The organism is Halomonas sp. SpR8, assembly GCF_031010195.1.
Classification (GTDB): Bacteria; Pseudomonadota; Gammaproteobacteria; order Pseudomonadales; family Halomonadaceae; genus Vreelandella.
In genome coordinates this window covers 261,810-276,041 of the sequence record NZ_JAUAMC010000004.1, presented here as the reverse complement: position 1 = coordinate 276,041, position 14,232 = coordinate 261,810, and the positions used below count along the sequence as shown (strand labels likewise).

At 57.8% G+C, this 14,232-nt stretch carries 12 protein-coding genes; 1 reads left to right on the top strand and 11 read right to left on the bottom strand.

Annotated elements, in window-relative coordinates:
• Positions 1-115 precede the first annotated feature (115 nt).
• The 11 genes from QT230_RS10665 to QT230_RS10615 all read right to left on the bottom strand — a co-directional run bounded on the left by QT230_RS10665 (position 116) and on the right by QT230_RS10615 (position 12,773).
• The gene (locus tag QT230_RS10665) at positions 116-1,171 is read right to left on the bottom strand and encodes an ABC transporter ATP-binding protein (RefSeq protein WP_064235191.1); all 1,056 of its coding nucleotides are present in this window, start codon (positions 1,169-1,171) and stop codon (positions 116-118) included.
• Between the two features lie 4 nt (positions 1,172-1,175).
• On the bottom strand, positions 1,176-2,822 hold the full coding sequence (locus QT230_RS10660) for a glycoside hydrolase family 43 protein (protein WP_308321715.1): 1,647 nt from the start codon (positions 2,820-2,822) through the stop codon (positions 1,176-1,178).
• Between the two features lie 13 nt (positions 2,823-2,835).
• Positions 2,836-3,663, bottom strand: coding sequence for a carbohydrate ABC transporter permease (locus QT230_RS10655; protein ID WP_064235193.1), 828 nt, complete (start codon positions 3,661-3,663; stop codon positions 2,836-2,838).
• Positions 3,660-4,592, bottom strand: coding sequence for a sugar ABC transporter permease (locus QT230_RS10650; protein WP_308321713.1), 933 nt, complete (start codon positions 4,590-4,592; stop codon positions 3,660-3,662). Before QT230_RS10650 ends, QT230_RS10655 begins: the two co-directional genes overlap by 4 nt.
• A gap of 63 nt (positions 4,593-4,655) precedes the next feature.
• Positions 4,656-5,945, bottom strand: a complete 1,290-nt coding sequence (locus QT230_RS10645; RefSeq protein WP_308321711.1) for an extracellular solute-binding protein — start codon at positions 5,943-5,945, stop codon at positions 4,656-4,658.
• A gap of 35 nt (positions 5,946-5,980) precedes the next feature.
• On the bottom strand, positions 5,981-6,751 hold the full coding sequence (locus QT230_RS10640) for an SDR family oxidoreductase (RefSeq protein WP_308321709.1): 771 nt from the start codon (positions 6,749-6,751) through the stop codon (positions 5,981-5,983).
• Positions 6,752-6,816: 65 nt separating this feature from the next.
• Complete coding sequence (locus QT230_RS10635; protein WP_308321707.1) at positions 6,817-7,980, bottom strand: Gfo/Idh/MocA family oxidoreductase; 1,164 nt, start codon at positions 7,978-7,980, stop codon at positions 6,817-6,819.
• Between the two features lie 19 nt (positions 7,981-7,999).
• Entirely contained in the window at positions 8,000-9,052 is a 1,053-nt protein-coding gene (locus QT230_RS10630; RefSeq protein ID WP_308321705.1) for a sugar phosphate isomerase/epimerase, read from the bottom strand.
• 120 nt (positions 9,053-9,172) lie between these two features.
• A complete protein-coding gene (locus QT230_RS10625) occupies positions 9,173-10,138 on the bottom strand; it encodes an ABC transporter substrate-binding protein (protein WP_308321703.1) in 966 nt (321 codons plus the stop codon).
• A gap of 105 nt (positions 10,139-10,243) precedes the next feature.
• A complete protein-coding gene (locus QT230_RS10620; RefSeq protein WP_240488238.1) occupies positions 10,244-11,269 on the bottom strand; it encodes an ABC transporter permease in 1,026 nt (341 codons plus the stop codon).
• Complete coding sequence (locus QT230_RS10615) at positions 11,262-12,773, bottom strand: sugar ABC transporter ATP-binding protein (RefSeq protein WP_308321698.1); 1,512 nt, start codon at positions 12,771-12,773, stop codon at positions 11,262-11,264. The genes QT230_RS10620 and QT230_RS10615 overlap by 8 nt, the downstream gene beginning before the upstream one ends.
• Positions 12,774-12,988: 215 nt before the next feature.
• Between QT230_RS10615 and QT230_RS10610 the strand changes: the two genes are divergently transcribed.
• Positions 12,989-14,215 carry an ROK family transcriptional regulator gene (locus QT230_RS10610; RefSeq protein WP_308321696.1) on the top strand — a complete coding sequence of 409 codons (1,227 nt, stop codon included), beginning with the start codon at positions 12,989-12,991 and terminating at the stop codon, positions 14,213-14,215.
• Positions 14,216-14,232: the final 17 nt, after the last annotated feature.

Genomic DNA, 14,232 nt, shown 5'->3' with positions numbered 1-14,232 from the left:
CCTTGGATTTGTTATTGAGCGTTTTTGTGTCTATTAAGCGTTTTTGTGTCTATTAAGCGTTTTTGTGTCTATTAAGCGTTTTTGTGTCTATTGAAGAGTGGGAAATTGACGATCGTTAGTGGTGTAACGTGCTCTCGCGACGACTTGAAGCCTGGTGGACAGCGCCGTCAGGCAGCCGTTGCCCTTCGGCATCGAACGCGTGGAGCTGGGCCTGTTGCGGCGTCATAAAAAGCGTGTCGCCATTACTCAGCTCGACATCGCCAGAGAGACGCACGGTGAGCGGGCCGGCCTGCTCGCTATCCACATAGGCAAAGGCGTCAGCGCCGAGCTTCTCGATGAACCGCACACGCCCTTTCCACTCGCCCTGCTCGCGGCTTACCTCTAGATGCTCGGGCCGAATACCAAGAGTGGTGGCGCCATAGGCCGCCGCTAGTGGCCCTTCGATCAAGTTCATTTTCGGCGAACCAATAAAGCCCGCGACAAACAGCGTTTCAGGGCGTTGGTAAAGCGCCATGGGTTTGCCCATCTGCTCTATCTGCCCGGCATTCATCACCACTATGCAGTCGGCCAGGGTCATCGCTTCAACCTGGTCGTGGGTGACATACACCATGGTGGTTTCGAGCCGTTGATGGAGTTCGGCCAGCTCGACCCGCATGCGGTTGCGTAACGAGGCATCCAGATTAGACAGCGGCTCATCGAACAGAAATACGCCGGGGCTGCGCACAATCGCCCGGCCGATGGCCACCCGCTGGCGCTGCCCACCGGATAACTCCGCGGGCTTACGCTCCAACAGATCCTCTAAATTGAGCAGGCGTGCCGCCTCGGCGACTTTGGCCTCACGCTCTTTGACGGGCACCTTTGCCAGGCGCATACCGAAGTCGATATTGCGGGCGACCGTCATGTGCGGATAGAGCGCGTAGGACTGAAAGACCATGGCAATATCCCGGTCGCTCGGCTCGGCGGTGGTGACGTCCTCCCCACCGATAGTGATGGTTCCCTGGGTCACGGTTTCAAGGCCTGCAATCATGCGCAGCAAAGTGGACTTGCCGCAGCCAGAAGGCCCGACCAGCACGGTAAAGGAGCCATCGTCGATATGCAGATTTAGATTAGGGATGACCGTTTCTTTGCCATGAAACGTCTTTTCGATGTCGCGTAGGGTTACTTCAGCCATGAGCTTATCTCGTCTTTGAAAGAGGGGCGCGACGATAGCAAAACGCCTGGAAGTCGGCGGGAGTGCCGCGTCCGCTAATGTCGTGGGCGGCCATGCCCAGGAAAGTGCCGGTAAAGTAGCCGTGGGCGCGGCCACTGCCTTCGTCGGAGAGCAGGCCAGCGTCTAACGTGGGCCCAATCGACTGCCACTCCTCACCACCCTGGGCATAGCGAAAGCACAGCTCCCGGGCGTGAATATCCAGCCCGAGCCGAATTGTGGCGCCAGGGACAAGGCGCACGCTCGCATCAGCTATCTCCAGATTCCCGTTAGGCCAATCATCCAGGCAACTGATAACGCTCAGTACCTTGTCGCCGGTCTCATTCAGGGTCACCGCCAGGTAATGGAATTTGAAGCGGTTGTAGTAGGCGATAAGCCCGGCAAACTGCTGAATATCTTCAGGTTCAAATTCGAGCGTCGTTTCGGCGCTACAGTAGATGCTGTCCTGGCGCCGGGCCACTAACGCCTGCTCAAACCAGGAACCGACCGACTCACGGCCAAACAGGCGCAGGTAGCCGGGCCGCTCGGTAAGTGAAAAAAGCCGGTCAGGATAGGGGGTACGCAGCCATTGAAACGCGGCGGGCAGGGTGTCTGTTTCGAATTCGTAGTGCTCCTCCCGCGCAGGAGGCCTTTGCGTTACCCCGCTCACGGCGACCGTTAACGCCGGGGTGTTGCCTCCATCGGCGAGTCGTGGCCAGCCATCTGCGCCCCACTCCATCCGCTGAATAGCGGTCTCGCGTCCCAGCGGTGACAGTCGGGTTCCCGGTAAGGGGCGGCCACATAAATGCACCAAGTAGCTATGGTCTTTAGAACTATGGTCTTTAGAGCTATGACCTTCAGGACTATCGACCAAATCCGCATGGCCCGCTCGCTGGAGTGGGTTATCGGGGTCATGGCTAGCCGTCAAAAGTGGGGTTTGAGGGTGTAGCTGGTAAGGGCCCGTTAGCGTTTTTGAACGCGCCATGGTCACCGCATGCTGGTAGCCCGTGCCACCCTCGGCGACTATTAGGTAGTACCAGCCATCGCGACGATAGAGATGCGGCCCTTCCGTCAGCTTCAGTTCGGTACCCGTGAAGATAGTGGTAATAGCCCCCACTAAGCGGCGCTGCTCAGGATCATACTCTTGCAGCACAATGCCGCCGAAACGATCCCGCCCTTCCCGCTGGCGATAATCCCACTGCAGGTTAATCAACCACTTGCGGCCATCGCTGTCATGAAACAGCGAAGGGTCAAAGCCGCTCGAATTGAGATAGACTGGATCGCTCCAGGGGCCCTCAATACGTGGCGCTGTCACCACGTAATTATGTCCATCCTTGAAGTTACCCTCATAACGCTTCATATCGGTGTAGACCAACCAAAACAGGCCGTCGGCGTAGCTTAAACAGGGCGCCCATATCCCGCAGGAGTCAGGGTTGCCGCGCATATCCAGCTGGCTGGCCCGGTTCAATGGCCGTATTACCAGTTCCCAGTTAGCCAGGTCGCGGGAGTGGTGGATCTGAACCCCGGGGTACCACTCAAAGGTTGACGTCGCCAGATAGTAGTCATCGCCTACCCGGCAAATCGAGGGGTCGGGGTTGAACCCGGCCAGAATCGGGTTGTGGATAACATCGTTCATTAGGGATCCTCCTTTATCCTTTAACGGAGCCGCCGGTCAGGCCAGCCACGATGTATTTCTGGGCGGCGAGAAAGAAGATAACCGCCGGAATAATGGTCAAGGTCACGAAGGCCAGAATCATGTTCCACTGGGTCAGGTACTCGCCTTGGAACTGCATCATGCCCAGCGGCCAGGTGTAGATAGAGCGGTCGTTGAGCACCACCAGCGGCAGCAGAAAGTTATTCCAGCTCTGCACAAACACAAACACGCCCACGGTGGCCAGAATGGGGGTCGAGAGCGGCAGCGTGAACGACCAGAAGAAGCGCAGATAGCTGCACCCATCCACGTAGGCCGCTTCAAACAGCTCTTTGGGCAACTGGTCGAAGAACGCCTTGAACAGCAGGATGGCTAGCGACAAACCAAACGCCGTCTGGGGCAGAATCACCGCCCAGTAGGTATCCAGCAGGCCCAAATCGCGCACCTTGATAAACAGCGGCAGAATGGCCGCCGCGAAGGGAAACATCAGCCCCAGCAGTAGGTAGGAAAGGATCATCTTGGCGCCGAAAAAACGTATCTGCGAAAACACGTAAGCCGCAGCGGCCCCCACCACCAGGGTTAAGAACACCGTCATTAGCGAGATGAAAAACGAGTTCCCCAAGTATCGCCAGAAATTGCCATCCAGCAGGATGCCGATGTAATTGTCAGCAGCCCAACTGTCGGGCAGCCACAGCGGATTGGTACGCAGCTCGGCATTGCCCTTAAAGCCACCGAAGAACGCCGCCAGTAGCGGGCCGATCACAATACTGGCCACCACAATCAGGACGATCACCCGCAGCGTGTTTCGGGTAGTGATACTTTTCATGCCTTACTCCCCTTGGACGTGGTGCGTTGGTAGAAGAAGGCGATCCCGATAGCGAGCACGAACAGCACCACCGCAGCGGCGCTACCGAAGCCAATATTGAGCCGTGAGAGGCCGAAGCTATAGAGGTAGGTGACGATGGTGTGCGTCGAGTTAGACGGGCCACCGTTGGTCATCGGGATAATAATGTCGAAGATCTGTAGCGAGCCGATAATGGCAAAGAAACCACTGACGACGAGGGCGTGCTTAATCAGTGGGATTTGCACAAAGAGAGCGACTTGCCTGGGTTTTGCCCCTTCCAGCTTGGCAGCCTCGACAAGATCCTTGGGCACGCCCTGCAGGGCGGCAATATAGATCATCATATGGAAGCCAAAGTACTTCCAAACGATCACCGTCATAATCGCTGGAAACGCCCACTGGTGATCGGCCAGCACATACACCGACTCCTGCCCCATGGCATGCAACAACGAGCTGGTAATGCCGTAGTCACCGTCAAAAACGAAGCTCCAGATAAGCCCTGCAGCCACTTCGGCCAGGATATAGGGCAGGAAAAATACCAGCCGAAACAGGGTGTTGGTGGGCGTTTTACGGTACACCATTAGCGCCAGCCCTAACGCCAAGGGCATCTGAATCAGTAGCGACACCAGGATCAGTTTGGCGGTATTCCACAGCGCGGTATGAAATACCGAGTGATCCAGCAGGCGCTGATAATTTTGCGCGCCGACAAAGTCACTGGGCGCGCCATAGCCATTCCAGGAAAAGCCACTGTAATAAACAGCATCCGCGAGCGGCAGAATGACAAACAGCGAAAACAGAATTAACGCCGGCGGCAGCAGGATCAGCAGCGCGGTGAATTTTCCGCTCACCAAGCCTTTCTTCACCCGGTCGGCATTTCCTCTTCGCGGCACGGTCGTTCGGTCAAGCGTGGTCATAGCAAACTCCGAGGCAGAGCAGAAAGAACACGAACGCCTCGTTCGTGCTCGCCTAAGTGCGGATCATCTAAATTGCCAGGCTTCTTCGACCCGCTCGGCGGCCTCTTCCGGGATAATAACGCCTTGCGCCAAGTCACCGCTGATATCGTTAATCGTCGCGCCAACGGATGTGCCCAGCGCTTGATCCAGAAACACCTGATGGAACTCGGATTCATCAAGTATCTCGGCAACGCGGCGGGCATAGGGGGTTTCAAGCGCTTCCGCGGAGCCCTCGGCAACCGGCACAAAGATGCCCGTCGCCGCCGCTTTACGCTGATTCTCCGCATTGAGTAGAAAGCGCAGGAACTCTATCGCTTCATCGGGCGCATCGCGGGTGACCGCAAAACCGTTCATACCGCCAAAACTCTGCGCGTTGCCCTCACCACCCGCGACTTCGGGGAAAGGAATAAACCGCAAGTCGTCATCCGGAACACCATCACCGCTCACCGAGCGCTGCTTGGAAGGGAGGTAGTCCCAGTCACCCATCACGTGGAAGGCAGCTTCCCCATCGCCAAACATGCCGCTGGCGCGCTCGTAGGAAGTAGCCATAAAGCCTGGCTGGAAAGGGTCAAGCTCAACCAGCGACTGCAGCATCTCGCCAGCGCGTACAAAGGGCTCGCCGTTAAAGCCACCGTTGTCACCGCTTTTGGCCGCTTCGATGCCCTCACCACCGGCTAGGCGGGTGACTAAAGAGCCCCAATAGAAGTGCAGCGGCCAGCCATCCTGACCACCGACTACCAGCGGGGTTATGCCCTCTTCCCGCAGCGCCACCACGGCGCTTTCAAAATCCTCCCAGGTCTTGATCGCTTGCACATCGACCCCCGCCTGCTCCGTCAGCGCGGTGTTCGCCCAGATACCCACCACCGTGGCGTAGAGCGGCGCGCCATAGACCCGATCATCCAGGGTGAAGGCGCGCACCGCTGACGCGGGGTAGATATCCTGCCAGCCATCGCGCATCGGCTCGGTCAAGTCGCGGACAAACCCGGCATCCACCTGATCGCGCAGCCCTTCACCACCCCAGGTGTAATAGATATCCGGGCGCTGGCTGGACTGCAGCATAGTGGGCAGGCGCGTTTTGTAAGCCTCGTTGGCAAGGTATTCAAACTCGACATTAATCTCGGGGTTTTGCGCCTCAAACTCGGCAACCACTTCGTTGTAGTAGTCCTTTTCAGCGCTGCTGCTCTCAATTCTTAACACAGTCACCGTGGTGTCAGCCGCGGCGGCGACTGAACTCAAAGCAGCAGCAACCGCAACGGCGAGTGCTATGTGACGCGGACGTGAACAGGGCGCGTTGTAGTTGTTAGCTACCTGCATGACATTCTCCTAATATTATTTAAAAGTAAGCGAACTCAGGCCCATCCGGCGTCCACCGCCAACTCCTGGCCGGTGATGGCCTGGCTTTCAGAACTGGCTAAAAACAGCACGGCGGGGGCGATATGCTGGGCTTCCAAGCGCATTTTTAGGCACTGGCGTTGTTGAATGGCGACTTCGTCCTCGGGACTAATCCATTTTTCGAGCTGGCGTTCGGTCATCACCGAACCGGGTACCAGAGTATTTACGCGGATGTTGTACTCACCCAGCTCCCGGGCCAGGCTGCGGGTCAGGCCGTGGGCCGCCGCTTTGGCGGTGACATAAGCGGGTAACCCACCCAGCGCCATCTGCACGCTGACCGAGCCAAAATTGATAATCGATCCCCCGCCTGCCTCGATCATCTGTTCAGCCGCCGCCTGGGCGGCAAAAAACATCGGCCGCAGATTGAGCGACATACGTTCGTCCCAATAGGCCACATCCACCTCCCGCCAGTCGTGTCGGTCGTCGCTGGCGGCGTTGTTGACCAGCGTATGAATAGGCCCGACGTTTTGGCCGGTCTCGGCGATAACCCGCTGCAGGCTGGCCACATCGCGAATATCGCAGTGGTGATACAGCGGTGCCTTGCCGGTCTCGCTGCTCAATTCAGCGACCAGCGCCTCGCTGGCGGCGTCGTTGATATCGACAAATACCACCCGCGCGCCCTGATGATGAAAGGCACGGGTAAGCGCGGCGCCAATACCACTGCCGCCACCGGTAATAAAGACCACTCGCTGCTCAAGGCTCGCATAACGCACTGAGTGTTGTTTCATATCACTTCCTACGCCGTTTTATTGTTGTTACAGAATTGTTATTCAAAAACCCGTTGTCGCCTCGACTAAACGTCCACCCACTGCCCGCCTGCTTGTGAGGATTCCAGTGCGCGGGTAATAAACCTCAACCCATCAACGCCGTCGGCCACCCCCGGCGTGGGCGCGGCCAGCGCATCAACATTTCCAGCGTTTTGATGGGCGCGGATTTGCACCGCGAAATCGCGGTAGAGCTGGGCAAAGGCTTCGAGATAGCCTTCCGGATGCCCCGCAGGAATGCGCGCTGCTGCCATCGCAGCTTCACCTAGACCCGGGCCATTACGGGTTAAAATCCGCGACGGCTCGCCCAGCGGTGAGTGCACCAATTGGTTGGGGGATTCCTGGCGCCAAGAGAGACCACCCTGGCTGCCGTAAACACGTAGCTGCAGGCCGTTTTCGTTACCCGGTGCAACTTGGCTCGACCACAGCATGCCCCGTGCACCGCCTTTGAAGCGCAGCAGCATATGCACGTTGTCATCCAGCACACGGCCGTCCACAAAGGTGTGCATATCGGCGGCGAGTGATTCGAGCTCCAACCCGGTCACATAGCGCGCCAAGTGGTAGGCGTGGGTGCCAATATCGCCCAAACAGCCCGCCGGGCCGCTGCGTTTGGGGTCGGTGCGCCACTCGGCCTGCTTCACACCGCTCTCTTCCAGCCGGGTGGAGAGCCAATCTTGTGGATACTCCACCTGCAACACACGCAGCTCCCCAAGCTCGCCGTTGGCCACCATTTCTCGCGCCTGACGGATCAGCGAGTAGCCGGAGTAGTTGTGGGTTAAGCCGAAGAACAGCCCGCTGCTCTCCACCAGTTCGGCAAGGGTTTGCGCCTCTTCCAGGGTGATCGTCATCGGCTTATCGCAGATCACGTGAAAGCCCGCTTCAAGAAAGGTGCGCGCTACGTCGAAATGAACATGATTGGGGGTCACGATGGCGACCACGTCGATGGCATCCGACCGCTTGCGCTCCGCCTCAGCCATAGCCTGGTAGTCGGGGTAGGCGCGATCTTCGGTGACGTGTAGTTCCGCCGCGGCGGCCCGGCTACGCTCAGGGTCTGAAGCAAAGGCCCCGGCGACCAGCTCGTAGTGGTCATCCAGCCGGGCGGCGATGCGGTGCACCCCGCCGATAAACGCTCCCTGGCCGCCGCCCACCATGCCCAGGCGCAGCCGCCTCGACGTTTCATGTTGCGTACTCATATCGTATTGCCCCTCTTTATTAAAGACCGAGAATCCGACGATTGGCGGCTTGATCGGAGCCACCGTCGGCGAAGTCATCGAACGCCCGCTCGGTCACCTCAATGATGTGGTCGCGAATAAAGGTCGCACCTTCGCGGGCGCCAACTTCTGGATGCTTCAGGCAGCATTCCCACTCCAGCACCGCCCAGCCGTGGTAGTCATTGGCCGCCATCCACGAGAAAATCGACTTGAAGTCGATTTGGCCATCGCCCAGGGAGCGGAAACGTCCCGCACGATCGGTCCACGATTGATAGCCCGAATAAACGCCCTGCTTGGGGCTGGGGTTAAACTCGGCGTCCTTAACGTGGAACATCTGAATATGCTCGCGATACACATCCAGAAAGCCGCAATAGTCGAGCTGCTGCAAAATCAGGTGACTGGGGTCGTAAAGAATGTGGCAGCGCGGGTGGTTGCCAACCCGCTCAAGGAACATCTCGAAGGTGATGCCGTCGTGGAGATCTTCGCCGGGGTGAATCTCGTAGCAGAGGTTCACTCCCGCTTCGTCAAAGGCATCCAGAATTGGCCGCCAGCGTTTGGCCAGTTCGTCAAAGGCGGTGTCGATCAGGCCCGCCGGGCGCTGAGGCCAAGGGTAGATATACGGCCACGCCAGCGAACCGGAAAAGGTGCCGTGGTCGGTTAGGCCAAGATTTTGCGATGCTTTGGCAGCCAACATTAGCTGCTCAACGGCCCACGCCTGGCGGGCCTTGGGATTACCGCGCACTTCCGGGGCGGCAAAGCCATCGAACATTTCGTCGTAAGCGGGATGCACCGCGACTAACTGGCCCTGCAAGTGGGTGGAGAGTTCGGTGAGCGCTAAGCCGTGCTTGGCCAGTGTGCCTTTAATCTCATCGCAGTAGGTACGGCTCTCAGCGGCGCGCTTTAGATCAATCATGCGCGCATCCCAACTGGGTATCTGCACGCCCTTATAGCCTAATCCCGCCGCCCAGGCGGCAATGCTATCGAGGCTGTTAAACGGGGCTTCATCACCGGCGAACTGGGCGAGAAAGAGCGCTGGCCCTTTGATTGTTTTCATAGGACTCTCTCAAAACGTATCAACTAGGTGAACATTGGCGCGGGTGGGCTGCTACTTACCCGCGCCTTTTTATTAGTACTTATTATTAGTACTTGTTATCGGTACGCGATCAGGCCGTAATCAGAACGGCGAGTCGGGGAAGTAGTACTGCTCGGCGTTCTCCTGGGTGATCAGCGGCGAGCCTAGAATGTACTCGCCCAGCACCGGGCCATTGGAGACAAAGTGCTGCACGGTAAGATCCATGGCGGTAGCGATCATGGCGGGCGGATAAAGCACATCTACCGGCACCAGTTCATCGCCATCCATCACCCGCTTGATGATGTCCTTCATGCCCGCACCGCCAACGATAAATAGCTCATCTTCACGATCCGCCTGGCGTACCGCTTCAATGACGCCGAGGGCGATATCGTCATCCTGGGCCCAAACGGCGTCGATCTTGTCGAAGCGCGACAGGTAGTCCTGCATCACTTCAAAGCCATCGTCGCGATTCCAGTTAGCGTGCTGCATATCGAGGATATTAACGTCTGAGCCTTCAATCGCTTCTTGGAAGCCTTGCACCCGTTCGTCGTCAATCACGGTGGGAATGCCGCGCAGCACCACAATGTCGCCTTCATCGTCCAAGCGTTCACGGATGTACTCACCGGACACGCGGCCTAACTCATGGTTGTTGCCCGCCACGTAGAGATCTTCGATGCCTTCTTGATTAAGACCACGATCCACTACCGTCACGAACACACCGGCGTCTTTAACGCGCCGCACCGGGTCAGTTAGCGGGCCAGATTCAAACGGCAGCACCACCAGCGCGTCGATATTGCGCAGCGATACCAGGTCTTCCAGATCATTGGCCTGCTCACCGGCTGTACCCGCGGTGGAGATGGTGATTTCGATATCGGGATAGAGCGCTTCAAGGCGTTTTTTGGCCTCTTCGGCGTGGTAGTTAACCCCGCCCGTCCAGCCATGGGTGGCCGCGGGGATCGAAACCCCAATAGTGAACTCCTGGGCAACAGCGGCGCTTGAAAACCCTACTGCTGTCGTGAGTGCTGCCGTAGCGACAAAAGTCCCCACTGCTGTTTTGATGGTTGGCATGTTAATGCTCCTTTCGTGTTTGTATTTGTTATGTTGCCGTCGCTTATATGGGTTGATTACTACCCTTTCTTCCGTTCTTGTCTTCCGTTCTGGCCTCCTTTGTCCCTATGGCGCTGTTTTCCTCCACGAAGCACGCTGCAAGTAGACCGCCACAATGATGATGATCCCCTGCACCGTTCCGTTGAGATAATTAGAAATAGCATCGGTCAAATTGAGAATATTGCCGATCATGGTGAGCATGATGGCGCCCACCACCGTGCCCCAGATGCGCCCATGGCCGCCCTTTAGCATGGTGCCGCCGATGATCACCGCGGCAATCGCCTCCAACTCCCAGAGCACCCCGGTAGCCCCTGAGGCAGAGCCCAGCCGGGGCACATAGATAATTGTCGCCAAGGCCACGCACACGCCTTGCAGCATGTAGGTCATGGTCTTGATACGATCCACGTGAATGGCGCTGTATTCGGCGACTTTCTCATTGGAGCCGATGGCAAAGCAGTAGCGTCCGAAGCGGGTGTAGTTAAGCAGGATGTAGCCAATAACGGCGACCGCCAGAAACACCCAGACCGGAATGGTGATGCCCAGAAAGCTGCCGTAATAGACCGGGCGATAGATATCGCGCACCGCCCAATCCAGGGTCAGGGTGCCGCCATCGGCCAGATAAGTGACCAGCGAGCGGTAAATCCCCATGGTGCCTAGAGTGACGATAAAGGCTTCGATTTTGCCTTTGGTGGTCACCATGCCGTTGATAAAGCCAGCGCACAGCCCGAGCAGCAATGAGGCGCCCACGCCGAACAGCACGGTGGTCAGCCCCGCGCCAAACTGCTCGACAAGGCTGTTCATCAGAATGATCATCACCCCGGCGATAAAGGCCGCCATTGCCCCGACCGAAAGATCCAACCCACCGGCGGTAATCACAAAGGTAGCGCCGATGGCGATAATGCCGATAAAGGCGCTGCGGGTGAGCATATTCGAGAGGTTATCCAGCCCCAAAAAGGCCGGGTTGATCAGCACCCCCAGTAGCGCCAGAACCAGCAGTGCGATGAAAGGCCCCCAGGTTTTGAGGTCTATGGAAAAACCCTTTTGCTGGGTGGTTGTGGTAGCTGCTTTATTAGTCGTTTTGTTATTAGCCATAACGCTGCTCATCGACCCCTACTCCCTTAATGCCAGATGCGTACTGCATGATTTCGTGCTCATTAATCTGCTCGCCTTCAAGCACCCCAGTGAGTACGCCTGCGCACATCACCGCTACCCGGTGGGAAAGCCCAATCAGCTCGCCCATCTCTGAAGAGATCAAGATGACCGAGCAGCCCGTTTCGGTTAATTCATGGATAAAGTGATAGATCTGGTGCTTGGTACCCACATCAATGCCCCGGGTCGGCTCGTTGATAATCACGACTTCAGGGTCGATGGACATCACCTTAGCGAGCAGCAGCTTCTGCTGGTTGCCGCCGGAGAGCTCGGCGGCAGTGCGCGCCGCCGTACGCAGGCGGATATCAAAACGCTGAATGGCCTGCTGGTAGGCTTGCTCTTCGCGGCGGCGGTCGATCAGCGGGTGACAGTGAGCGCGTAAATTGAGCAGGGTAACGTTGGAGCGCAGATCCATATTGAGCACCAGACCTTTGCCTTTACGGTCTTCCGTTAAGTAGGCAATCCGCTGGTGCACCGCATCGCGCAAATTTTTCAACACCACCGGCTGGGCGTTGCGTAGCACTTGACCTGCACTTTTACCCCGGAGACCCAGCACTGCTTCGATCAGCGCAGTGCGACCGGCGCCCACGATGCCGCCAAACCCCAATACTTCGCCCCGGCGCAGGGTAAAGCTGGCCTGCTTGACCGCGCCAGGCACCACCATGTCCCGCGCTTCCAGCACCACCGGCGCATTGGCCGCCAAATGCGTACGCGGCGGGTACATCTCGTGGATTTCCCGGCCCACCATCAGCCGTGCCAGCTCCTCTTTGCTGCGCCCGGCCATTGGGCCGCTGTCTACCAAGTGGCCGTCGCGCAGTACCGTCACGCGGTCGGCGATCTGCTCAATTTCGCGCAGCTTGTGGGAGATATACAGAATCGCCACGCCCCGCTGACGCAGGCGGGCAATCAGCTCGAACAGTACCTTTACTTCGTTTTCGGTCAGGGTGGCGGTGGGCTCATCCATTATCAGCACGCGCACATCGCGGGTAATCGCCTTGGCAATTTCCACCATCTGCTGATCAGAGGTGCTTAAGTCCTTCACTCTTGCGCGGGGGTCAACGTGGGTTTCAAGCTCCTCCAGCGCCGCCCGGCTTTGTTCCCGCATGGCGCGTCGATCCAAAAACGGCCCACGGCGTAGTTCGCGGCCCAAGAAGATGTTCTCTTCCGCACTCAGTTGCTCTGCCAACGCCAGTTCCTGGTGGATCATGACCACACCGTCGGCCTCTGCATCGCCGCTGGAGCGGTAGCGCTGTTGCTTGCCGTCGAGCAACACCTCGCCCGAGGTAGGACGAAGATACCCAGCAAGGATTTTAACCAGGGTCGATTTACCGGCGCCGTTCTCACCTAGCAGAGCGTGTACCTCCCCCGCCTGCAGGTCGAGATCAACGTCGAATAACACTTGGTTTTCGCCAAACGAGCGGCACAGTTTGTGCGCTGATAACAGCATGGGGCCACCTGATAATGTCTGTTGTTATTGTGTTGGAGGCTTATCAACACCGATTGCATTAGCGTGATGCCTTATTTACTTTAGGTGCTAAAATAAATATCTTCATATGCAACTTAGGTCGTATTTTGACAATCGTGCTAACGTCCCACGATGAGGGCGCTAGCGAGATAGTTTGAATCACTGCAATTTTCTCCATCAACCTTAACGGCGACCCTATGGCCCTTCCGTCGACTGATACCAGCCGCCTCGACAATACCTTGGCAGTGATCCGCACCCTGCGTGACCAAGGGCCGGTTGCACGCATCGATCTTGGCACTCTCAACGGCATTAGCTCTGCCACCGTCACCTCGATCAGCGCCGAGCTAATCCAGCAAGGTCTGATCAGTGAGCGGCCACCCGAAACACCCCGTCCCAGTGGCCGTGGTCGACCAAAAACCTTGATTGAACTCAACCCCAATGCCGCCTGTGTGGTGTGTATCAAGCTGTCGATCAATGAGATCCAACTGGTGGTGGGCGATTTTTCAGGCCAGGTACGCCATAGCGAGCACCACGCGGTGCCCACCTTGTCGTTGAGTGCCGACGACCTGGAAACGCTGCTGGAAGAGAAAATCAGCGCTGTCTGCGCGCTGCTGCTAAAGGGCTTTCAACGTTTGGCGGGGATCTGTTTGGCAGTACAGGGGGTGGTGTCGTCACAAAGCGGTACGATTATCTGGTCTCCCGCGTTGAGCTTTCGTAACGCATCGATATCGACGCGATTAGCGGAGCGTTTTCACTGCAGCGTGCTGCTCGAGAACGATGCCAACTGTATCGCCAGCGTGCTGGCAGCAAAGCCCGCCTACGCTGACTGCCCCAACCTAGTGGTCATTATGTTGGGCTACGGCATCGGCATGTCGGTGTTGATTAACGGCGTGCCTTATCTCGGCGCCAATGGCTCCGCGGCCGAGTTTGGGCATAGCAAATATCAGCCCGACGGAGCCCTTTGCGCCTGCGGGCGGCGGGGTTGTATCGAAGCCTACGCCAGCGACTACGCACTCTATCGCGCCGCCGCCGACCATCTAGAGCTCCCCTCCGGCGACAGCGCACACCCCTCCGAACAGCAAATGCAGGCGCTAACCCAGCTGGCGTTACAAGGCGACCCGGTGGCTCAGGGAATCTACACCGAGGCGGGTCGCGCCTTGGGCGTCGGTATCGCCAATGTGCTGGCACTGTTCAACCCCGACCTGGTGCTGATTACCGGCTCCGGCGTGCGCGGCTTTGACGCCATGCAGGCCGCCATATACAGCACCCTTGATGAAGCTCTGGTGGCAGAACTGAAGGGCACCACCCGCATCGAAAATTGCGCCTGGGATCGCGATATGACCTGCATGGGCGGTATCGCCATGGCGCTGAATGCCACCGATGGCGAGACGCTGTTAAATAGCCAAACCGCACGTGAAGCTTAGGTGCTTCGATAGTCAGT

Excerpts from the sequence above, each read along its gene's own strand:
- QT230_RS10640 (WP_308321709.1), bottom strand. The coding sequence starts at position 6,751 with ATGAAACAACACTCAGTGCGTTATGCGAGCCTTGAGCAGCGAGTGGTC.
- QT230_RS10655 (WP_064235193.1), bottom strand. The coding sequence starts at position 3,663 with ATGAAAAGTATCACTACCCGAAACACGCTGCGGGTGATCGTCCTGATT.
- QT230_RS10620 (WP_240488238.1), bottom strand. The coding sequence starts at position 11,269 with ATGGCTAATAACAAAACGACTAATAAAGCAGCTACCACAACCACCCAG.
- QT230_RS10660 (WP_308321715.1), bottom strand. The coding sequence starts at position 2,822 with ATGAACGATGTTATCCACAACCCGATTCTGGCCGGGTTCAACCCCGAC.
- QT230_RS10615 (WP_308321698.1), bottom strand. The coding sequence starts at position 12,773 with ATGCTGTTATCAGCGCACAAACTGTGCCGCTCGTTTGGCGAAAACCAA.
- QT230_RS10645 (WP_308321711.1), bottom strand. The coding sequence starts at position 5,945 with ATGCAGGTAGCTAACAACTACAACGCGCCCTGTTCACGTCCGCGTCAC.
- QT230_RS10625 (WP_308321703.1), bottom strand. The coding sequence starts at position 10,138 with ATGCCAACCATCAAAACAGCAGTGGGGACTTTTGTCGCTACGGCAGCA.
- QT230_RS10630 (WP_308321705.1), bottom strand. The coding sequence starts at position 9,052 with ATGAAAACAATCAAAGGGCCAGCGCTCTTTCTCGCCCAGTTCGCCGGT.
- QT230_RS10610 (WP_308321696.1), top strand. The coding sequence starts at position 12,989 with ATGGCCCTTCCGTCGACTGATACCAGCCGCCTCGACAATACCTTGGCA.
- QT230_RS10665 (WP_064235191.1), bottom strand. The coding sequence starts at position 1,171 with ATGGCTGAAGTAACCCTACGCGACATCGAAAAGACGTTTCATGGCAAA.
- QT230_RS10650 (WP_308321713.1), bottom strand. The coding sequence starts at position 4,592 with ATGACCACGCTTGACCGAACGACCGTGCCGCGAAGAGGAAATGCCGAC.
- QT230_RS10635 (WP_308321707.1), bottom strand. The coding sequence starts at position 7,980 with ATGAGTACGCAACATGAAACGTCGAGGCGGCTGCGCCTGGGCATGGTG.